The organism is Pseudomonas sp. RIT-PI-AD, assembly GCF_025642785.1.
In the GTDB taxonomy this organism is placed as follows: domain Bacteria; phylum Pseudomonadota; class Gammaproteobacteria; order Pseudomonadales; family Pseudomonadaceae; genus Pseudomonas_T.
This window is the reverse complement of record NZ_JANZKU010000006.1, coordinates 65,090-84,652: the sequence shown is the minus strand read 5'-3', so window position 1 is coordinate 84,652 and position 19,563 is coordinate 65,090. Positions and strand designations below refer to the sequence as shown.

General features: G+C 67.7%; 16 protein-coding genes. 4 read left to right on the top strand and 12 right to left on the bottom strand.

Annotated features, from left to right (window positions below; all coding sequences use genetic code 11):
- The 4 genes from OGL92_RS07345 to pmbA all read right to left on the bottom strand — a co-directional run bounded on the left by OGL92_RS07345 (position 1) and on the right by pmbA (position 4,009).
- On the bottom strand, positions 1-447 hold the full coding sequence (locus OGL92_RS07345; protein ID WP_263142255.1) for a hypothetical protein: 447 nt from the start codon (positions 445-447) through the stop codon (positions 1-3).
- 74 nt (positions 448-521) lie between these two features.
- Positions 522-1,898, bottom strand: coding sequence for a class II fumarate hydratase FumC (gene fumC / locus OGL92_RS07340; protein ID WP_263142253.1), 1,377 nt, complete (start codon positions 1,896-1,898; stop codon positions 522-524).
- Complete coding sequence (locus tag OGL92_RS07335) at positions 1,895-2,266, bottom strand: FagA protein (protein ID WP_263142251.1); 372 nt, start codon at positions 2,264-2,266, stop codon at positions 1,895-1,897. The genes fumC and OGL92_RS07335 overlap by 4 nt, the downstream gene beginning before the upstream one ends.
- 396 nt (positions 2,267-2,662) lie before the next feature.
- On the bottom strand, positions 2,663-4,009 hold the full coding sequence (gene pmbA / locus OGL92_RS07330; RefSeq protein WP_263142249.1) for a metalloprotease PmbA: 1,347 nt from the start codon (positions 4,007-4,009) through the stop codon (positions 2,663-2,665).
- A gap of 98 nt (positions 4,010-4,107) precedes the next feature.
- On the opposite strand from pmbA, the gene yjgA reads away from it, so the two are divergent.
- On the top strand, positions 4,108-4,629 hold the full coding sequence (gene yjgA, locus OGL92_RS07325) for a ribosome biogenesis factor YjgA (RefSeq protein WP_263142247.1): 522 nt from the start codon (positions 4,108-4,110) through the stop codon (positions 4,627-4,629).
- Positions 4,630-4,725: 96 nt separating this feature from the next.
- Here yjgA and tldD read toward each other — a convergent pair whose 3' ends face one another.
- From tldD to mreB, 8 genes are all read right to left on the bottom strand, one after another.
- A complete protein-coding gene (gene tldD, locus OGL92_RS07320) occupies positions 4,726-6,183 on the bottom strand; it encodes a metalloprotease TldD (protein WP_263142246.1) in 1,458 nt (485 codons plus the stop codon).
- 2 nt (positions 6,184-6,185) lie between these two features.
- The gene (locus tag OGL92_RS07315; RefSeq protein ID WP_263142244.1) at positions 6,186-7,046 is read right to left on the bottom strand and encodes a carbon-nitrogen hydrolase family protein; all 861 of its coding nucleotides are present in this window, start codon (positions 7,044-7,046) and stop codon (positions 6,186-6,188) included.
- A 61-nt stretch (positions 7,047-7,107) separates the two neighbouring features.
- Positions 7,108-10,944 carry a YhdP family protein gene (locus tag OGL92_RS07310; protein WP_263142242.1) on the bottom strand — a complete coding sequence of 1,279 codons (3,837 nt, stop codon included), beginning with the start codon at positions 10,942-10,944 and terminating at the stop codon, positions 7,108-7,110.
- Between the two features lie 36 nt (positions 10,945-10,980).
- Complete coding sequence (gene rng, locus OGL92_RS07305) at positions 10,981-12,438, bottom strand: ribonuclease G (protein ID WP_263142240.1); 1,458 nt, start codon at positions 12,436-12,438, stop codon at positions 10,981-10,983.
- Between the two features lie 37 nt (positions 12,439-12,475).
- Positions 12,476-13,078: a Maf family protein gene (locus OGL92_RS07300; RefSeq protein ID WP_263142237.1), complete on the bottom strand. Its 603-nt coding sequence runs from the start codon at positions 13,076-13,078 to the stop codon at positions 12,476-12,478.
- A gap of 50 nt (positions 13,079-13,128) precedes the next feature.
- Positions 13,129-13,617 carry a rod shape-determining protein MreD gene (gene mreD, locus OGL92_RS07295; RefSeq protein WP_263142234.1) on the bottom strand — a complete coding sequence of 163 codons (489 nt, stop codon included), beginning with the start codon at positions 13,615-13,617 and terminating at the stop codon, positions 13,129-13,131.
- Positions 13,617-14,636 (bottom strand): rod shape-determining protein MreC, encoded by a 1,020-nt coding sequence (gene mreC / locus OGL92_RS07290; protein WP_263142574.1) that lies wholly within the window; start codon positions 14,634-14,636, stop codon positions 13,617-13,619. Before mreC ends, mreD begins: the two co-directional genes overlap by 1 nt.
- Before the next feature lie 95 nt (positions 14,637-14,731).
- A complete protein-coding gene (gene mreB / locus OGL92_RS07285; RefSeq protein ID WP_263142232.1) occupies positions 14,732-15,769 on the bottom strand; it encodes a rod shape-determining protein MreB in 1,038 nt (345 codons plus the stop codon).
- A 397-nt stretch (positions 15,770-16,166) separates the two neighbouring features.
- Here mreB and gatC point away from each other — a divergent pair, with 397 nt between their 5' ends.
- The 3 genes from gatC to gatB are packed head-to-tail and all read left to right on the top strand — an operon-like array spanning position 16,167 to position 19,380.
- Positions 16,167-16,454: an Asp-tRNA(Asn)/Glu-tRNA(Gln) amidotransferase subunit GatC gene (gatC, locus tag OGL92_RS07280; RefSeq protein WP_263142231.1), complete on the top strand. Its 288-nt coding sequence runs from the start codon at positions 16,167-16,169 to the stop codon at positions 16,452-16,454.
- Between the two features lie 14 nt (positions 16,455-16,468).
- Complete coding sequence (gatA, locus tag OGL92_RS07275) at positions 16,469-17,920, top strand: Asp-tRNA(Asn)/Glu-tRNA(Gln) amidotransferase subunit GatA (RefSeq protein WP_263142229.1); 1,452 nt, start codon at positions 16,469-16,471, stop codon at positions 17,918-17,920.
- An 11-nt stretch (positions 17,921-17,931) separates the two neighbouring features.
- Positions 17,932-19,380, top strand: coding sequence for an Asp-tRNA(Asn)/Glu-tRNA(Gln) amidotransferase subunit GatB (gene gatB, locus OGL92_RS07270; RefSeq protein ID WP_263142227.1), 1,449 nt, complete (start codon positions 17,932-17,934; stop codon positions 19,378-19,380).
- Positions 19,381-19,563 lie beyond the last annotated feature (183 nt).

The window sequence follows — 19,563 nt, the reverse complement described above, 5'->3', positions numbered from 1 at the left end:
TCAGTGATGGCGGTCGGCCAGGGCGGGCGACCGGGGGTGGCGCGGCTGATCATCGGCGGCATGACCCAGCAGCCGGTCGGTGCGGGGATACGCCCCGTGCTCGCTGATGAAATGCAAAAGCTCCATGTAGGTGGCACGGCTGTGGCGCAAGGCCGCGTCACGCAATGGCTGGGGCAAGGTCTCGTCGGCCATGGCCTGCAAAAGTCGCTCGTGACCGGCACACAGGTTTTCTGCGGTTTCCTCGGGCTGACCAAGCATCAGGTGCAGATCGGCCAGGTTGTGATGGGAAATGACGAACGCCGCGACGGCGGCGTCGGCATCCATCCAACGCTGGAACAGGACCTGGGCCAGGGCCAGCGCCTGCAGGTAATGTTCGCGGGCCTCCACCCAATCCCCAGCTTTGAAACAACGGTTTCCCGCTTCGATGGTGCGTTTCCACTGCTCCATATTCGAGCTCCTGCCCTGACGGGCTTCATGGAAAGATCGCCGGGCCAGAACCTGCCCGGCGCAAAATGCGATCGTTAAAGCCCGCCCGCGGTCAGGGCTTCCGGATTAAGCAGACGCTCGAGCTCCTCACGGCTCAGCGAGGTGTTCTCGGCAGCCACGTCGATGATCGGACGCCCTTCCCGATAGGCCTGCTTGGCGATTTCCGCAGCCTTCAGGTAGCCGATGATCGGGTTGAGAGCGGTCACCAGAATCGGGTTGCGTTCGAGTGCCTCCTGCAATTTGGGGCCATTGACCTTGAAGCCGGCGATGGCCCGGTCGGCGAGCAGGCGGCTGGATGTGCTGAGCAGCCCGATGCTGCCCAGCAGGTTGTCGGCGATCACCGGCAGCATCACGTTCAGCTCGAAATTGCCGGACTGGCCGGCAATGGCGATGGTGGCGTCGTTGCCGATCACTTGGGCGGCGACCATGGCGGTGGCCTCGGGGATCACCGGATTGACCTTGCCCGGCATGATCGAAGAGCCCGGCTGCAGGGCCTCCAGCTCGATCTCGGCGAGCCCGGCCAGAGGCCCGGAGTTCATCCAGCGCAGGTCGTTGGCGATCTTCATCAGCGAGACGGCGACGGTCTTCAACTGGCCGGAAAGAGCCACGGCGGTGTCCTGCGAGCCGATCAGGGCGAAGAAATTCGCCCCCGGCACGAAGCGCAACCCGGTGAGCCCGTTCAGCTCGACGCAGAACCGTTCGGCGAAGCGCGGATGGGCATTGATCCCCGTGCCGACCGCCGTACCGCCCTGGGCCAGGGCCTGCAAGCTGGGCAGCAGCGCCCGGAGGTGCTCGATATTCGCCTGGATCTGCTGCGCCCAACCGTCCAGCACCTGGCTCATGCGCACGGGCATGGCATCCATCAGGTGGGTGCGGCCGGTCTTCACGTAAGGCTGCACCTCCAGGGACTTCTCGCAGAGCACGGTCAGCAGGTGCCCGAGCGCCGGTAACAGGCGCTCGCTGACCTCGAGGGCCGCGCTGACATGGATGGTGGTGGGAATGATGTCGTTGCTGCTCTGCCCGCAATTCACATGGTCGTTGGGGCTGACGGCGTCGCCAAGGATCCGGCTGGCCAGGGTGGCGATCACTTCGTTGGCATTCATGTTGGAACTGGTGCCGGACCCGGTCTGGAACACGTCGACCGGGAAGTGCGCCATGAAATCTTCGGCGAGCAATTGCTGGCAGGCCGCGACGATGGCGTCGCCGACGGCCGGCGCGATTTGCTCCAGGTCGACGTTGGCTCGCGCCGCGGCTGCCTTCGCCAGCAGCAGGGAGCGAATGAAGGGGGTCGGCATGCGCTGCCCGCTGATCGGGAAGTTGTCCACCGCGCGTTGCGTCTGGGCGCCGTAGAGCGCCTCCGCCGGCACCGCCAGCTCGCCCATGCTGTCGCGCTCGATACGGGTCGAGGTCATGAGATGTTCCTTTCGAGGTAGGTGTAGGAAGGCGCCAGCTCGGTCATCGCCAACTGGCGGCTCAACAGGCCCAGGCGCATGCGCCGCTCGGGCGCGTCGGCGATACGCTCCAGATCGTTCAGCGGTCGGTAGGCGTGATCCAGGCACAGGCAGCGCCAGTGCCAGGGCAGCGCGCGGTCGTTGGCCGTATCCATCAGCAGGCGGAAGGTCGTCTCGCCCGCGCGCCAGGACGGCAACAGGCCGCAATGCACCATGGCTTCGCTCTCCACCATGAACCGGCGAATCAGGCGCGGTTCATCGGCGGCGAGGGCGCAGCGTATTTTGGCTTTCAGCCAATGCCAGTGGTCGAGCGAAGGTAGCTTGCGCATGAGAAAACTCCCGAAGCCGGAAACTGATAATTATTAGCATATAGAAATGATAATCAAGAATCGATTCGTCATTTCGCGTTCCGATGACGACGCGCGACTGCAGCGACCGCACCTAACGATCGCTGGCTAGGCATGTTCGGGAGAATGGCCGTGATCGTGATCGCTGAGCGCACGCAATTCGGGCAGCCGGACACTCGGCGACGGGCATTCGCCAGAGGAATAGAAGGAAAATTCAGAGGGGTGGGCCCGAGCGGTCACCCAGGATCGACAGGCTCGTTGCGAGCGCTCATGTCATCCATGTCCAATCGCGGCGGCAGGATCGCCATGGCCGCTTCACCATGGCGAATCCCGCCTTTCATCCGGGGTGCAAACCGCTCGTTACGGGCGGCTCGCCGGTCAGCGGCCCGCCACGGTCATGCGCTCGATCAGGATCGAGCCGGTGCGGATGTTGCTGCGCACCTCCAGGTCGCGGCCCACCGCGACGATCTGCCGGAACATGTCCCGCAGGTTGCCCGCGATGGTGACTTCCTGCACGGGGAACTGGATTTCGCCGTTCTCGACCCAGTACCCCCCGGCCCCGCGGGAATAATCCCCGGTCACCAGGTTGAGGCCGTGCCCCATCAGTTCGGTGACCAGCAGACCACGCCCCATGCGCTTGAGCAGGGCGGCCTGATCGTCGTCGCCGTGGCTAACGAACAGGTTGTGCACGCCTCCGGAGTTGGCGGTGCTGGGCATGCCGAGCTTGCGTCCCGAATAGGTGCCGAGGATATAGGAAACCAACTCGCCCTTATCGACGAAAGGCTTGGCGTAGGTTGCCAGGCCGTCGCCGTCGAACGCCGCGCTCCCGAGCGCCCGGGGAAGATGCGGGCGTTCGTCGATGCTCATCCAGTCGGGGAACAGCTGCTGGCCCAGAGAGCCTTCGAGGAACGAAGACTTGCGGTACAGGCTGCCGCCGGACACCGCGGTGAGGAAATGCCCGATCAGCCCGGTGGCCAGTTCCGCGGCGAACAGCACCGGTACCTCGCAGGTGGGCACCGGTCGGGCGCCGAGGCGGCTGACGCTGCGCTGCGCCGCATGGCGGCCGATGCTCGCCGCGTCGGCCAGCGCCTCGCCCTGGCGGCTGATGTCGTACCAGTAGTCTCGCTGCATCTGGCCGTCCTGCTCGGCGATCATCACGCAACTGAGGCTGTGCCGGGTACTGGCATAACCGGCAATGAAGCCGTGGCTGTTGCCGTACACGCGGCACCCCTGGTGGGTGCTCAGGCTGGTGCCGTCCGCCTTGGTGATGCGCGGGTCGGTGGCGAAAGCCGCCGCCTCGCACTCCAGCGCCTTCTCGATGGCGCCCTCCGGCGAAATCGCCCAAGGATGGTAGAGGTCCAGTTCCGGCAATTCGCGCGCCATCAAGGCGGCGTCCGCCAGGCCGGCGCAATCGTCCTCGGAGGTGTGCCGGGCGATCGCCAGGGCGGCGGCGACCGTCTCGCGGATGGCCGCTTCGCCGCTGGCCGACGTGCTGGCTGAACCCTTGCGTTGACCGAGGTACAGGGTGATGCCAAAACCCTCGTCGCGATTGAACTCCACCGTTTCCACTTCGCGCTGGCGCACCGTGGTGGACAGACCCTGCTCCAGCGATACCGCCACTTCGCAGGCACTGGCGCCCTGGCGGGCGGCTTCAGCGATGATCCGTTCCACCTGTTCCTGCAACGCCGGTAACGCCTGCGGCCCGATACTTTCGACTGAACTCATACGAACTCCCGTGTGCGGCCACGTCGGCGGGGCGTCTGCGCCTCCTGCGGTCCGTGACCTGCTGCTATCATGGCGGCGTTTTCCATTGGACCGCCCCCATGTCTGATTACCTCGACGACGACTTCTCCGGCGAGAAGAGCAAATCCCAGGTCAAGCGCGAGCTGCACGCCTTGCAGGACCTCGGTGAACGCCTGACCACCCTCAAGCCGGATCTCCTGGCCAAATTGCCGCTGAGCGACGCCTTGCGCCGGGCGCTGGCCGACGCCCCGAAACACACCGCGCACATCGCGCGGAAACGCCATATCCAATACATCGGCAAGCTGATGCGCGACCAGGACATCGAGGGCATCCTCGCCCTGGTCGACCAGCTCGATGCCTCGACCCGGCAATACAACGAGCGCTTCCATGCCCTGGAACGTTGGCGCGACCGCCTGCTCGACAGCGGCGATGCCGCCCTGGACGCCTTCTGCGTCGAGTATCCCGAAGCGGATCGCCAGCACCTGCGGCAACTGTCGCGCCAGGCGCAACACGAAGCCGCCCAGGAAAAACCGCCCACCGCCTCGCGCAAAATCTTCAAGTACATCCGCGAACTGGACGAAGCCAAACGCGGCCTGCGCTGATCCCTTTTCCTCTACAGCCGGGCGACGCACGCCCTGGCCCTGGACGGCGACCGATGACGCGCCGTTCCAGCGGCAGCGGGTGAGGCGCTCGCCGCCTCAGGCGCCGGTGCCGCCGACGGTGATGGCGTCGATCTTCAGGGTCGGCTGACCCACGCCCACCGGGACCGACTGGCCGTCCTTGCCGCAGGTGCCCACGCCGCTGTCCAGCGCCAGGTCGTTGCCGACCATGGACACCTGGCTCATCGCCTCGGGACCGTTGCCGATCAGAGTCGCGCCCTTGACCGGCGCGGTGATCTTGCCGTTCTCGATCAGGTAGGCCTCGCTGGTGGAGAACACGAACTTGCCGCTGGTGATGTCCACCTGACCGCCGCCGAGGTTGGCGCAGTAGATGCCGCGCTGCACCGAGGCGATGATCTCTTCGGGGTCGCTCTCGCCCGCGAGCATGTAGGTATTGGTCATCCTCGGCATCGGCAGGTGCGCATAGGACTCGCGACGACCGTTGCCGGTGGGGGCCACGCCCATCAGGCGCGCGTTCAGCTTGTCCTGCATGTAGCCCTTGAGCACACCCTTCTCGATCAGGGTGGTGCACTGGGTGGGCGTGCCTTCGTCGTCCATGCTCAGCGAACCGCGGCGGCCCGCGAGGGTGCCGTCGTCGACGATGGTGCACAGGCTGGACGCCACCTGCTGGCCGACGCGCCCGCTGTAGGCCGAACTGCCCTTGCGGTTGAAGTCGCCTTCCAGGCCATGGCCCACCGCTTCGTGCAGCAGTACGCCGGACCAGCCCGCCCCCATTACCACCGGCAGGGTGCCGGCCGGCGCCGGGATGGCTTCGAGGTTGACCAGGGCCTGGCGCAGCGCCTCGCGGGCGTAGCCCATGGCGCGTTCCTCGCCCTGGCCGTCGGTCTCCAGGAAATAGCGATAGTCGGTTCGCGCGCCGCCGCCGTGGCCGCCGCGTTCGCGACGACCGTTCTGCTCGACGATCACGCTGACGTTGAAGCGCACCAAGGGACGAATGTCGGCGCCCAGGCTACCGTCTACCGCCGCGACCAGAATCCGTTCCCAGACCCCGGCGAGGCTCACGGTGACCTGCTGGATGCGGGCATCCAGGGCTCGGGTGGCGGCGTCGATCCGCTTGAGCAGCTCGACCTTTTCCGCGCGCTCGAGCACCTCCAGCGGATTGCCCGGTGCATACAGGGCGGTGAACGAAGGGCTGACGAACGCCTGCACGCGGCCACGCTGGCCCGAGCGGGCGATGGAGCGCGCGGCCCGCGCCGCCTGGCTCAGGGCTTCCGCGGTGATCGCATTGCTGTAGGCGAAGCCGGTCTTTTCACCCGACTGCGCACGCACGCCCACCCCTTGGTCGAGATTGAAACTGCCTTCCTTGACGATGCCGTCCTCGAGCACCCAGGTTTCGGATACGTGGCTCTGGAAATACAGGTCGGCGGCGTCGATGCCGGGACCGGCCAGTTCGCCGAGCACCGCGGGTAACCGCTCGATGCTCAGGTCGCCGGGGGTCAGCAGATGCTCGCCGACGGTTAACAACAGATCGCTCATGACTAATCCAGATCCTGTCTCGTTACCATCGGCCGGGGATCGGCCGATGCCAGAAATCGTCGGTGACTGGCGATCGGCATGCGCTGCCGGATCGCCGCCAGTTCCGTCGCGTCGACGGTGGCCAGCAGCACCGCTTCGCCTTGCTCGCGCTCGGCGAGCACCCGGCCCCAGGGATCGACGATCGCCGAATGGCCGAAGGTCTCGCGCCCGCCGGGATGTCGCCCGCCCTGCCCGGCCGCCAGCAGGTAGCACTGGGTTTCGATGGCCCGGGCACGCACCAGGACGTGCCAGTGCGCCGCGCCGGTGACCGCGGTGAACGCCGAAGGGGCGGTGATCAGCTCGGCGCCGGCCTCGCGCAATGCCGTGTAGAGCTCGGGGAAACGCAAGTCGTAGCAGACCGACAACCCGAGGTTCCCCACTGGGGTCGGCGCCACCACCACCCGGCTACCGAAAGCATAGTCGTCGGATTCGCGGTAGCGCCCACGGTTGTCGGCCACGTCCACGTCGAACAGATGCAGCTTGTCGTAGCGCGCCACGCATTCGCCTTGGTCATCGATCAGCAGCGAACAGGCGCATGCGCGGCCGTCCGGCTGCCCATCCGGGGGCAGCGGCAGCGTGCCGGCGACTATCCATAATCTGAGGTCGCGGGCACGCCGTTTCAACCAGGGCAGGATGGGCCCCTCGCCGCGGGCCTCGGCGCGACCCACCGCCGCCAGGTCGCGGCGACCCATGGCGGCGAAGTTCTCCGGCAACACCGCGAGGCGCGCGCCCTGCGCCGCGGCCTGCTCCAGCAGGCGCCCGGCGCTGGCGAGGTTGGCGGCGATATCGTCCTGGCTGACCATTTGGATCACGGCAATGGACATGGCTGCTCTCCGAGGGAAAGGGGCGGCCGCGACGCGGCGCCGGCGGTTCGACGGCGACCGCTCAATCGGCGCTTTCGAAGGGTTTGGCGAACTTGATCTGCGGGCTCTGCCACGGCCCTTCGACACGGTACTGCACGCTGGCGAAACGAGCCACCTTGTCGCCCAGCAACTTATCCACCACGAACAGCGCACCGCCGATGGCCGGTGCCCCGACGATCAGCGCCGCGATCGGCAGGTTGTTGGTCACCGGCAGGCTCACCCGCAGCCGCGCATCGATGCGATCGTTGGCCATGTCCAGGGTGCCCTCCAGTTCGAGTCCGCTGGAGGGCCCTTCGAGCACGATGGGCTTGCGGGTGACGTAGACGCCTTCGCTCCCCACCAGCAGCCCCTTGACCCGATCATAGGCCAGGCCCTTGCTCAGCAGGTCGGAGAAGTCCAGGCGCAGGCGACGGCCGATGGAATTGAAGTTCAGCAGGCCGAACACCCTCAGCGCCTGGGCGCCACCCTCCACCTCGACGAAACGCCCGTTGTGCAGGCTGGCGTCCAGGGAGCCGGAAAACCGCTTCAGGCTCACCCAGGCGGGCGAACCCGGCCAGCGGCCGTCAAGGTCCAGGCGGAAACGCTCGCTGGTCGCGGTGGGTGCGAACTTCCAGGCCAGCAGCACATCGGCGAGGTTGTCGCCCTCCATGCGCCCCTGGAACCAGGAAGAACCGGCGGCCGGTGTGGCTTCCCAGCCGGCGCTGCCGGTCAGGGTGACACCTTTCAGCGCCAGGCTGATGTCGCTGAACAGGCTGCCCTTGGCCACCGGCCGCGCCTTGAAGGACCAGGCGCCAAGGGGCTCGTCGCCCAGCGATACCTGGCCGATGCGCACATTCAACGGCGGCAGGCTGCGCGGGTCGAAGTGGGCCAGCGGATCGGGCGCCGCGTCGGCCGTCGCGTCGTCGCTGGGCGGTTTCGGCAGGCGCAGGCGGCTGAGGTCGAGATCGACGGGCGCGTCGCGGGCATCCGGGATGAGCACGCGCCCTTGCAGGAACGCGCTGTCGATGCCCAGGCGCCAGCCGGCCTGGGCGCGGGTCAGGTCGATGCCGAGGTTCTCCAGGTCCTCGCCGAAGCCTTCGAAGCGGGCCACCTGCACCTGCACGCCTGCCAGGGATTGCGCGCCGCCATCGCCTTCGCCACCGCCCAGGTAGCGTTGGCGCGCCTCTTGCCAGGCATCCAGATCGAATTCGCTGAGCTGGCCGCGCAGCCATATGCCCTGGCCCGAACTCGGCAGACGCGCGGGATCGCCGCCCAGGCGCAGCTCGCCTCGGGCAGCGGCGAAGTCGTTGCCCGGCACGGCCAGAGCCAGGCTGGCGAGCCCCTGGTAGGTGGCGGCGTAATGCGCCTCGGAACCACCGAGGCTCATGCGCCACTGGCTACCGCGACGCTCTTGCGCGCTCTTGCCATAGGGGGCCGGCAGGTCGATCGCCACACCGTTCAGGTCGGAGTCGACTTGCAGTTGGCTGTTGGCGCCGATGGCGAGGTCCAGCCGGTAAGGCAGCTCGCCGGACACCGGCAGGGCGCGCTTCGGATCGACGCCCAGCCAGGCGCCGAGGGTGCTGACCGGCACCGAGCCGTCCGCCTGTATCCGGGTGACCGCTTGCCCGTTGCGACCTTCCGCCAGGGCCTTGCCGCGCACGTCGCGGCCGAACACCTTGGCGCGGATGTCCGCGGCGCTCAGCCCGGTGGCCAGGTCGTAGCGGAAGGCGCCTTTCACCTGGCGCAGGTCCAGGTCCGGCTTGTCCAGCTTGAGGTGGGCGTCCTGGGCCTTGAAGTCCACCACCACGCTCGGGGCCTCGCCCTTGCCCAACGGGATGTCCAGACGCAGGCGGCCGTCGAGCGCCCCCTCGCCCTGCCAGCCGCCGAAGGTCTCGGCGAGGCCCAGCGGGGCACCCTGGAGGATTTTCAAACCATCGCCGACGCTGCTGTCCAGGCCGGCGTCCAGCAGCAGGTGCGGCGTGGCGCCGACCGCGACGTGGGGCACATCGGCACGTCCCTCGCGGACCCGGCTGTCGAGAATCCGCCCGTCGCTGAGGCGCACCCGCACGCCGCTGTCTTCGACGAACACTTCGCCACGACCTTCCTGCAATGCAGGCCAGCCGGGCTGATAGGCCAGCTCGGCATCGTGCACCTTGAAGAACAGGCTCAGGCTGCGCGCGGTCTCGGCGGCGCCCTTGTTCAGCGACCCCTGGTACTGGAAGAACCCCTGCTCCACCACGCCGCCCTTGATGGCCCCCTTGAGCCAGTCGGCCAGGGCCGGGCTGAGGGCGCCGGACACCGTCGGCAGGTATTTTTCCGTATAGCGCGCATCGCCTTCGCGCAGACCGACCCGCAGGTCCATGTAGTCCTCCGCCTGAGGATCGAACATCAGCCGGATGAGAAAATCGCCGGCGACCTTGCCCTCGTCGCCGACCACCTGCAGGTAGGGGCTGACCAGGGTGACGGCCTCCGAGTCGAGCCGCCAGCCCAACCGGGCGTGGGCCTCCCGGTAGCGCCAGAGGCCCGGGAACAATTGGTCCAGGTGCAGGCCGAAATCCCGGGTGTCGAGGCGCAGCTCGCCCTGGCCAAGGTCGCCCGCGACGCTGCCACTGACGTTTTCCGCCGCCGGCGCGCCGTGGTAGGCGGCAAAGGCGACCCGCTCCAGATTGGCGGAGAAGGTCAGCCGTTGATCGCCTTCGCGCTGCGGCCGGAAGCCGAGGTTGAGGTTACGCACGGCGCCGCGCGGACGCAGCGCGACCAGCGCCTCTTCCGCCGCCTTGGGCAAGGGCGCCCAGGCCCGGACCAGGGTCGCCAGGGGGTGCAGGTCGAGGCGATCGGCGGCCACCCGCCACTCGCCCTGGACGTCGTCGGTTTCGCGCTGTCGATACACCGAGAGCTTCACCGGCCCCCAGCGGGTGTCGCCCACCGTCGCGGCCAGGGAGTCGAGCAGCAGCCGGTAATCATCGCCCTCGCGGCTCAGGTACGCGGTCACCGCCAGGTCCTGTAGCCCTTCCGCGGGCCGTTCGGCATAAGCACCGCGGATTTCCGGCGCGTGCAGACGCCCCACGCCCCGCTGCACCGCGCCCTGCGCCCAGGACAACCAGAATTCGCCGCCCAGGCGCAAACGCTCGACGTGCCAGTCGCGGGTCAGGCTGGCCGGCAACAGCGTCGCCCAGTCGCTCTGCGGCAGGCTCAGGTAGAGCTCGGCCTCGCTGTCGCGCCAGGCCTGCGCGTGCAACCGCGTTTGCAGGCGCAGCGCCAGCGGCTGTCCGTCGGGCAGGGTCAGACGCCCGTCCAGGCGCTGGCGGTCGGCGCCGCCCCGCAGGGTCAGGTCGATGTAGTTGAGGGCGACGGGATCGCCGCCGAAGGGCTGCAGAGTCACCTGGCTATCCAGCAGCGACGCCTCGCCCACCTGCCCCATTAGTTCGATCGCCCGGGCCGGGTCCAGGGGCGGACGGTCGGCGTGCAGCGGCCAGCCTTCCAGCGCCCAATGGCCCTCGGCGTCCTCGCGCAGGATCAGGCGCAGGCCTTCGACCTCGACCGAAGCCAGGCGCGGGGCGCGCGCTAGCAGGCTGTCCCACAGCGCCGGCACCAGGCGCACCCGGTCCAGATGGATGGCGCTGTCGCCTTCGCCGACCTCGATGTCACGGGCGATCACCCGCGGGGCGAAGCCGCTCCATTCGCCCTCCAGGCGGCCGACGGACACCGGCTGGCCGATAGCCTCGCGTACCCGCGCCTCCAACTCGCCGCGGTACTCCGCCACCAGGGGCACCAGTTCGCGGCCGACGGCGACGTAGAGCGCGAGCAGGACCAACGCCAATGCGCCCAGCTCGATACCCAGGCGAAAGACGCGCAGCGACAGCGTGGCGAAGCGGCCCATCAGCTCCGACCCCGGCGCCGAGGCGCGGCGCCGGCGTCAGAGCAGAACGACGTCATACTGCTCCTGGGAATACATGCCCTCGACCTGGAACTTGATGGTGCGGCCGATGAAGGCCTCGAGGTCGGCGACGTTGCCCGACTCTTCGTCGAGCAGGCGGTCGATCACCTTCTGGTTGGCCAGCACCAGGTAGCCCAGCGCCTGGTAGGCGCGCGCCTCGCGGAGAATCTCGCGGAAGATTTCGTAGCACACGGTTTCGGCGGTCTTCAGCATGCCGCGGCCCTGGCAGCTCGGGCAGGGCTCGCAGAGGTTCTGCATCAAGCTTTCGCGGGTACGCTTGCGGGTCATCTGCACCAGGCCGAGCTCGGTGATGCCGATGATGTTGGTTTTCGCGTGGTCGCGCTCCAACTGCTTTTCCAGGGTGCGCAGGACCTGCCGCTGGTGCTCCTCGTCCTCCATGTCGATGAAGTCGATGATGATGATGCCGCCGAGGTTGCGCAGGCGCAGCTGGCGGGCAATGGAGGTGGCCGCCTCGAGGTTGGTCTTGAAGATGGTTTCCTCGAGGTTGCGGTGCCCGACGAAGGCACCGGTGTTGACGTCGATGGTGGTCATCGCCTCGGTCGGGTCGATGATCAGGTAGCCGCCGGACTTCAGCAGCACCTTGCGCTCCAGCGCTTTCTGGATTTCGTCCTCGACGCCATAGAGGTCGAAGATCGGCCGCTCGCCGGGATAGTGTTCCAGGCGATCGGCGATCTCCGGCATCAGTTCGTCGACGAACTGCGTGACCTTCTGGAAGGTTTCCCGGGAATCGATGCGGATCTTCTCGATCTTCGGATGCACCAGGTCGCGCAGGGTGCGCAGGGCCAGGAACAGGTCCTCGTAGATCACCGAAGGCGCGCCGGCGGTCTGCATCTGCGCGGCGATCTGATCCCAGAGGCGGCGCAGGTAGCGGATGTCGGCAAGAATCTCCTCCGCCCGCGCGCCATCGGCGGCGGTGCGCAGGATGAAACCGCCGGATTCGACGATGCCCTCGGCGACGATGCAATCGGCGACCACCTTCTTCAGACGCTCGCGCTCGGCTTCGTCCTCGATCTTCAGGGAAATCCCCACGTGGGCGGTGCGCGGCATGTACACCAGGTAGCGCGAGGGAATCGATAACTGGGTGGTCAAGCGCGCGCCCTTGCTGCCGATCGGGTCCTTGGTCACCTGCACCACCAGGGCCTGGCCCTCGTGGACCAGGGCGCCGATGCTTTCCACCGCGCTGCCTTCGCGGCTGGAGATTTCCGATGCGTGGATGAAGGCGGCACGCTCCAGGCCGATATCGACGAAGGCCGCCTGCATCCCCGGCAGTACCCGCACCACCTTGCCCTTATAGATGTTGCCGACGATGCCGCGGCGCTGGGTGCGCTCGACGTGGACCTCCTGCAACACCCCGTTTTCCACCACCGCCACACGCGATTCCATCGGCGTGATATTGATCAGGATTTCTTCGCTCATGGTTTTTCCCTGGGTACGGCTGGAGGGGACGGGCGGCTCATGCCGGGCCCGCCGACCCGGCGTCCCAACAACGGATGCCGAAGTCCGCGAGCAGTTCCGCCGTTTCGCACAACGGCAGGCCCACCACCGAAGAATAACTGCCCAGGAGGCGCTCGACGAAAATCGCGGCGAAACCCTGGATGCCGTAGCCGCCGGCCTTGTCGCAGGGCTCGCCGGTGGCCCAGTAGGCCTCGGCCTCGCCGGGACGCAGGGGGCGGAAGGTCACCCGGCTGCTCACCACCCGCGCCACGCAGCGCCTGCCGTCCGCCAGCGCCACGGCGGTGAGCACCTCGTGCTCGCGACCGGACAATGCGGCCAGCATCGCCAGGCCGTCGCTGCGGTCGAGGGGCTTGCCGAGGATGCGCCCATCCAGCACCACCGCCGTGTCGGCGCCGAGCACGCAGGCCAGGACCGGCTCGGCGAGCGCCTCGAGGCCGGCCAGGGCCTTGCCACGGGCCAGCCGCTCGACGTACACCGCGGGAGCCTCACCGGGCAGGGGCGTTTCGTCGATGGCGGCGGACACCCGGGTGCAGGGGACGCCGATCTGCGCCAATAACTCGCGTCGGCGCGGTGAAGCAGAGGCCAGATAGAGCGTGGCCATGCGGACATCTCCCTGTCGAGGTCGCAGGCCGGCGGCGCGCCGCCACCCGCTCAGTTGACGTTCAGGCGCAGCCGGATGCTGCGCAATACCGCGAAGACCCACGGCCAGAGCAAGGCGCTCACCAGGGCCGGGAGGAGGAATACCAGGGTGGGCGGACGATTGCCGGTCAGCGCGTTGAGCCACAGTTGCACCAACTGGGCGATGCCGAACACCACCATCAGCACCAGACATTGCTGCCAGATCGGGAACAGACGCAAGCGCTGATGCAGGGCCAGGACCAGAAAGGTGATGAGGGTCAGCACGATCGCGTTCTGGCCCAGCAGCGAACCGTAGAGCACGTCCTCGGCGAGCCCCAGCAGCCAGGCGCCGGTCATGCCGATGCGTTGCGGCAGGGCCAGGACCCAGTAGGTGAGGATCAGCGCCGGCCACAGCGGCCGGCCGATTTCCATGAAGCTCGGCAGCGGCGCCACGCTCAACAACAGGGCGAGGACCAGGGTGAACCAGATGACCCAGGCATTGCGCGGACGAAAACCGACCATCAGCGGCTCCCCGGTTTCTTCGCCGGCGCGGCGGCGGGAGTGGGCTTGGGTGTGGGCGTTGGCGCCGGAGTCGGAGTCGGCGCGGCCGGCGGGCTGGCAGGGGTCGCGGCGGCAGGCTCCGGCGCGGCCTGCCCGGCGGCCTGGCGATCGGCTTCTTCCTGGGCCTGGGCGGCATCGTTGGCGCGCTGCTCCGGCGAGCGGCTGTCGCTGAACACCAGCAACAGGTAACGGCTGCGGTTCAGTGCCGCGGTGGGCACCGCGCGGACGATGGCGAAGGGCTGGCCGGAATCGTGGATCACTTCCTTCACCGTGGCCACCGGATAGCCCGCGGGGAAGCGCTGACCGAGGCCGGAGCTGACCAGCAGGTCGCCCTCCTTGATGTCGGCGGTGTCGGCGACGTGCCGCAATTCGAGGCGCTCGGGGTTGCCGGTGCCGCTGGCGATGGCGCGCAGGCCGTTGCGGTTGACCTGCACCGGAATGCTGTGGGTGGTGTCGGTGAGCAACAGGACGCGGGAGGTATAGGGCATGACTTCGACCACCTGGCCCATCAGGCCACGGGCATCGAGCACCGGCTGGCCGAGGAACACCCCATCCTTGCCGCCCTTGTCGATCAGGATACGGTGGGTGAAGGGGTTGGGGTCGACGCCGATCAGCTCACCCACCAGCACCTTCTCGTCCACCAGCGCCGAGGAATTGAGCAGCTCGCGCAAGCGCACGTTCTGTTCGGTGAGGGTCGCGAGCTTCTGCAGGCGGCGTTGCAGCAGCAGTGCCTCGGCCTTGAGCTTCTCGTTCTCGGCGATCAGCACGCTGCGGCTGTTGAACTGATCGCTGATCCCCTCCCAGGCGCGGACCGGCAAGTCCGCCAGCCAATAGAAGGGGGTCAGCACCAGGCCCATCTGGCTGCGCACCGGCTTGAGGGTCTCGAAACGCGCGTCCACGACCATCAGCACGACCGACAATACGGTCAGCACCAGCAGACGGACGCTGAGCGAGGGGCCTTTGGTGAAGAGCGGTTTGATGGTGGGTTCCTCACGGCTGCAAGCCGGGGACTTCGAGCCGCGCGCACGGCGAGCCGGGCGCGGCGGTCATCCCATGATCGAAGCCTAAGCGGCTCTTATTCCGTCGACAGCAGGTCCATCGCGTGACGGTCCATCATTTCCAGGGCACGGCCACCGCCGCGCGCCACGCAGGTGAGCGGGTCTTCGGCGACGATCACCGGCAGGCCGGTTTCCTGAGACAGCAGCTTATCGAGGTCGCGCAGCAGTGCGCCACCGCCGGTCAGCACCAGGCCGCGCTCGGCGATGTCCGAAGCCAGTTCGGGGGGGGATTGCTCCAGGCAGCTCTTCACCGCCTGAACGATGGTCGCCAGGGACTCCTGCAGCGCCTCGAGCACCTCGTTGGAGCTGAGGGTGAAGCTGCGCGGTACGCCCTCGGCCAGGTTGCGGCCGCGCACGTCGATCTCGCGCACTTCGCCGCCGGGGAAGGCGGTGCCGATTTCCTGCTTGATGCGCTCGGCGGTGGATTCGCCGATCAGGCTGCCGTAGTTGCGGCGCACGTAGGTCACGATGGATTCGTCGAAACGGTCGCCGCCGACCCGGACCGACTCGGCGTAGACCACGCCGTTGAGGGAGATCAGCGCGATCTCGGTGGTGCCGCCGCCGATGTCGACGACCATCGAGCCACGGGCTTCCTCGACCGGCAGGCCGGCGCCGATGGCGGCCGCCATCGGCTCTTCGATCAGGAACACTTCGCGGGCACCGGCGCCTAGGGCCGACTCGCGGATCGCCCGGCGCTCCACCTGGGTCGATTTGCAGGGCACGCAGATCAGCACGCGGGGGCTGGGCTGCAGGAAGCTGTTTTCGTGAACCTTGTTGATGAAGTACTGCAACATCTTCTCGCATACGCTGAAGTCGGCGATCACGCCATCCTTCATCGGGCGGATGGCGGCGATGTTGCCAGGGGTCCGGCCGAGCATGCGCTTGGCTTCGGTACCGACCGCGACGACACTCTTCTGGGTGCCGTGGGTACGAATGGCGACCACGGAGGGCTCGTTCAGCACTATGCCGCGCTCGCGCACATAAATCAGGGTATTGGCAGTACCCAGGTCGATCGACAGATCGCTGGAGAACATGCCACGCAGTTTCTTGAACATGGGGAAAAAAACCCTAGGACAGAGCGTGGGGAAAAACGCTGGGTAAAAAGTGCGGCAAACTCTAACAACGACGGTGCCTTTGGGCAAGGCAAAGGGCGGCTTTCCCGGTGGATGGCGCCCGCCCGCCTGGGCCGCGTCGCGCCCGCGCCCCGTGCGCCGGGCCGTCGGGGCGGATGCGCCGCGGGACATGGCCCACGGCCATCTACCGAGAGCGGCCGCCGGCGTGCTAAATTGCCGGTTTTCCCGGGCCCCAGGGCCTTTCGTCGCGGACCTCACGACTCGCTGCCCCGGCGCCTTCCGGACCGCCTTCCGCCCAGCCGGGGCGGCCGTCCCAGGTAACCCGCGCACCGTCGCGTCGCGGCCAGTCATCCGCCCCGCTATCCGCAGGAGAATCCCGATGGCGCTTGAACGCTCCGACGTGGAGAAGATCGCCCATCTGGCCCGCCTGGGCCTGAATGAAGCCGACATTCCCCGCACCACCGACACCCTCAACAGCATCCTCGGCCTGGTCGACGCGATGCAGGCGCTGGACACCGACGGCATCGAGCCGCTGGCCCACCCGCTGGAGGCCACCCAGCGCCTGCGCGCGGACGTGGTCACCGAGGAAAACCGCCGCGACGCCTACCAGGCCATCGCCCCGGCGGTGGAAAACGGCCTCTACCTCGTGCCGAAAGTAATCGAATAAGGAAAGGGTTCCCCATGCATCGACTGACCCTGGCCGAGATCGCCCGCGGCCTCGCCGCCAAAGAATTCTCCGCCGAAGAGCTGACCGGCGCCTTGCTGGCGCGCATCCAGCGCCTCGATCCGCAATTGAACAGCTTCATCAGCGTGACGCCGGAGCTGGCGCTGAGCCAGGCCAAGGCCGCCGACGCCCGCCGCGCGGCGGGCGAGACCGGCGCGCTGCTCGGCGCGCCCATCGGCCACAAGGACCTGTTCTGCACCGAGGGCGTGCTGACCAGCTGCGGCTCGAAGATCCTGCACAACTTCAAGGCGCCCTACGACGCCACCGTGGTCGCGCGTCTCAAGGCGGCCGGCACGGTCACCCTCGGCAAGCTGAACATGGACGAGTTCGCCATGGGCTCATCCAACGAATCCAGCCACTACGGCGCGGTGAAGAACCCCTGGGACCCGCAGCGGGTGCCAGGCGGATCGTCCGGCGGTTCCGCCGCGGCGGTGGCCGCGCGCCTGCTGCCGGCCGCCACCGGCACCGACACGGGCGGCTCCATCCGCCAGCCGGCGGCCTTCACCAACCTCACCGGGATCAAGCCCACCTACGGCCGCGTCTCGCGCTGGGGCATGATCGCCTACGCCTCCAGCCTCGACCAGGGCGGACCCCTGGCGCGCAGCGCGGAAGACTGCGCCCTGCTGCTGGGCGGCATGGCCGGCTTCGATCCCAAGGACTCCACCTGCGTCGACCAGCCGGTGGACGACTACCTGGCCGCCTTGCAGCGGCCGCTGAGCGGGCTGCGCGTCGGCCTGCCGAAGGAGTACTTCGGCGCCGGCCTGGATGCGCGCATCGCCGATGCCACCCTGGCGGTCGTCGAGGTCCTGAAGACCCTCGGCGCCACGGTCAAGGACATCAGCCTGCCGAACATGCAGCACGCGATCCCCGCCTATTACGTGATCGCCCCGGCCGAGGCCTCCTCCAACCTGTCGCGCTTCGACGGCGTGCGCTTCGGCTACCGCTGCGAGAACCCGCATAACCTCGAGGACCTGTACAAGCGTTCGCGCAGCGAGGGGTTCGGCGCGGAAGTGCAGCGGCGCATCATGGTCGGCACCTATGCCCTGTCGGCCGGCTACTACGACGCCTACTACTTGAAGGCGCAGAAGATCCGCCGGCTGATCAAGAACGACTTCGTCGCCGCCTTCGCCGAGGTGGACGTGATCCTCGGCCCGACCACGCCCAACCCGGCCTGGAAACTCGGCGAGAAGAACGACGACCCGGTTGCCCAGTACCTGGAAGACATCTACACCATCACCGCCAACCTCGCCGGCATCCCGGGCCTGTCGATGCCGGCCGGTTTCGTCGACGGCCTGCCGGTCGGCGTGCAACTGCTCGCGCCTTATTTCCAGGAAGGCCGCCTGCTCAACGTCGCGCACCAGTACCAACTGGCCAGCGACTGGCACACCCAAGCTCCGGCTGGTTTCTGAGGACGATGCGCATGCAATGGGAAACCGTGATCGGGCTGGAAATCCACGCCCAGCTCGCCACCCGCTCGAAGATTTTCTCCGCCAGCGCCACCACCTTCGGCGCCGAACCCAACACCCAGGCGAGCCTGGTCGACCTGGGCATGCCCGGGGTGCTGCCGGTGCTCAACGAGGAAGCGGTGCGCATGGCGGTCAAGTTCGGCCTGGCCATCGACGCCGAGATCGCCGACCGCAACGTCTTCGCGCGCAAGAACTACTTCTACCCCGACCTGCCGAAGGGCTACCAGACCAGCCAGATGGACCTGCCCATCGTCGGCAAGGGCTACCTGGACATCGCCCTCGACGACGGCAGCGTCAAGCGCGTGGGCATCACCCGCGCACACCTGGAAGAGGACGCCGGCAAGAGCCTGCACGAAGACTTCCACGGCATGAGCGGGATCGACCTGAACCGCGCCGGCACGCCGCTGCTGGAGATCGTCTCGGAACCGGACATCCGCAGCGCCAAGGAAGCCGTCGCCTACGTCAAGGCGATCCACGCCCTGGTGCGCTACCTGGGCATCTGCGACGGCAACATGGCCGAGGGTTCGCTGCGCTGCGACTGCAACGTTTCGGTGCGGCCCAAGGGCCAGGCCGAATTCGGCACCCGCGCGGAGATCAAGAACGTCAACTCCTTCCGCTTCATCGAGAAGGCGATCAACCACGAGGTGCAGCGGCAGATCGAGCTGATCGAGGACGGCGGCAAGGTGGTGCAGGAAACCCGCCTGTACGACCCGAACAAGGACGAGACCCGTTCCATGCGCAGCAAGGAAGAAGCCAACGACTACCGCTACTTCCCCTGCCCCGACCTGCTGCCGGTGGTGATCGAGCCGGCTTTCCTCGATCAGGTCCGCGCCAGCCTGCCGGAACTGCCGCCACAGAAGCGCGAGCGCTTCGAGCGGCAGTTCGGCCTCTCCGCCTACGACGCCGGCGTGCTCTCGTCCAGCCGTGAGCTGGCCGACTACTTCGAGGCGGTGCAGCAGGTCAGCGGCGACGCCAAGCTGGCCGCCAACTGGGTGATGGGCGAGCTGTCGAGCCTGCTCAACAAGGACAACCTGGACATCGAACAGTCGCCGGTATCCGCCGAGCAACTGGGCGGGATGATCCTGCGGATCAAGGACGACACCATCTCCGGCAAGATCGCCAAGATGGTCTTCGAGGCCCTGGCCGCCGGCGAAGGCGCCAGCGCCGACGAGATCATCGAGAAGAAAGGCCTCAAACAGGTCACCGACTCCGGCGCCATCGAGTCGATGCTCGACGAAGTGCTGGCGGCCAACGCCGAGCAGGTCGAACAGTATCGCGCCGCCGACGAAGCCAAGCGCGGCAAGATGTTCGGCTTCTTCGTCGGCCAGGCGATGAAGGCCTCGAAAGGCAAGGCCAACCCCGGCCAGGTCAACCAGTTGCTGAAGAAGAAACTGGAAGGCTAGAAACCTGCGCACCCCGCCGTGGCGCCCTCGGCGTCCCGCGCGGCGGTGCGAGGCCCGCTCGCCGCGAAAGCGGCCCTGGCCCAAGGCGAATGGCCCGGCCATTAGGCCGCTCTCGCCCCGCCACGGCGTACCTCCTGCTCCAAACGCCTCCGCACCCGTGCCTGACGGCGATGCGCAGGCCTT

Bases quoted from the DNA above. Each gene is read 5' to 3' on its own strand.
- OGL92_RS07345 (WP_263142255.1), bottom strand. From the start codon at position 447: ATGGAGCAGTGGAAACGCACCATCGAAGCGGGAAACCGTTGTTTCAAA.
- fumC (WP_263142253.1), bottom strand. From the start codon at position 1,898: ATGACCTCGACCCGTATCGAGCGCGACAGCATGGGCGAGCTGGCGGTG.
- OGL92_RS07335 (WP_263142251.1), bottom strand. From the start codon at position 2,266: ATGCGCAAGCTACCTTCGCTCGACCACTGGCATTGGCTGAAAGCCAAA.
- pmbA (WP_263142249.1), bottom strand. From the start codon at position 4,009: ATGAGTTCAGTCGAAAGTATCGGGCCGCAGGCGTTACCGGCGTTGCAG.
- yjgA (WP_263142247.1), top strand. From the start codon at position 4,108: ATGTCTGATTACCTCGACGACGACTTCTCCGGCGAGAAGAGCAAATCC.
- tldD (WP_263142246.1), bottom strand. From the start codon at position 6,183: ATGAGCGATCTGTTGTTAACCGTCGGCGAGCATCTGCTGACCCCCGGC.
- OGL92_RS07315 (WP_263142244.1), bottom strand. From the start codon at position 7,046: ATGTCCATTGCCGTGATCCAAATGGTCAGCCAGGACGATATCGCCGCC.
- OGL92_RS07310 (WP_263142242.1), bottom strand. From the start codon at position 10,944: ATGGGCCGCTTCGCCACGCTGTCGCTGCGCGTCTTTCGCCTGGGTATC.
- rng (WP_263142240.1), bottom strand. From the start codon at position 12,438: ATGAGCGAAGAAATCCTGATCAATATCACGCCGATGGAATCGCGTGTG.
- OGL92_RS07300 (WP_263142237.1), bottom strand. From the start codon at position 13,078: ATGGCCACGCTCTATCTGGCCTCTGCTTCACCGCGCCGACGCGAGTTA.
- mreD (WP_263142234.1), bottom strand. From the start codon at position 13,617: ATGGTCGGTTTTCGTCCGCGCAATGCCTGGGTCATCTGGTTCACCCTG.
- mreB (WP_263142232.1), bottom strand. From the start codon at position 15,769: ATGTTCAAGAAACTGCGTGGCATGTTCTCCAGCGATCTGTCGATCGAC.
- gatC (WP_263142231.1), top strand. From the start codon at position 16,167: ATGGCGCTTGAACGCTCCGACGTGGAGAAGATCGCCCATCTGGCCCGC.
- gatA (WP_263142229.1), top strand. From the start codon at position 16,469: ATGCATCGACTGACCCTGGCCGAGATCGCCCGCGGCCTCGCCGCCAAA.
- gatB (WP_263142227.1), top strand. From the start codon at position 17,932: ATGCAATGGGAAACCGTGATCGGGCTGGAAATCCACGCCCAGCTCGCC.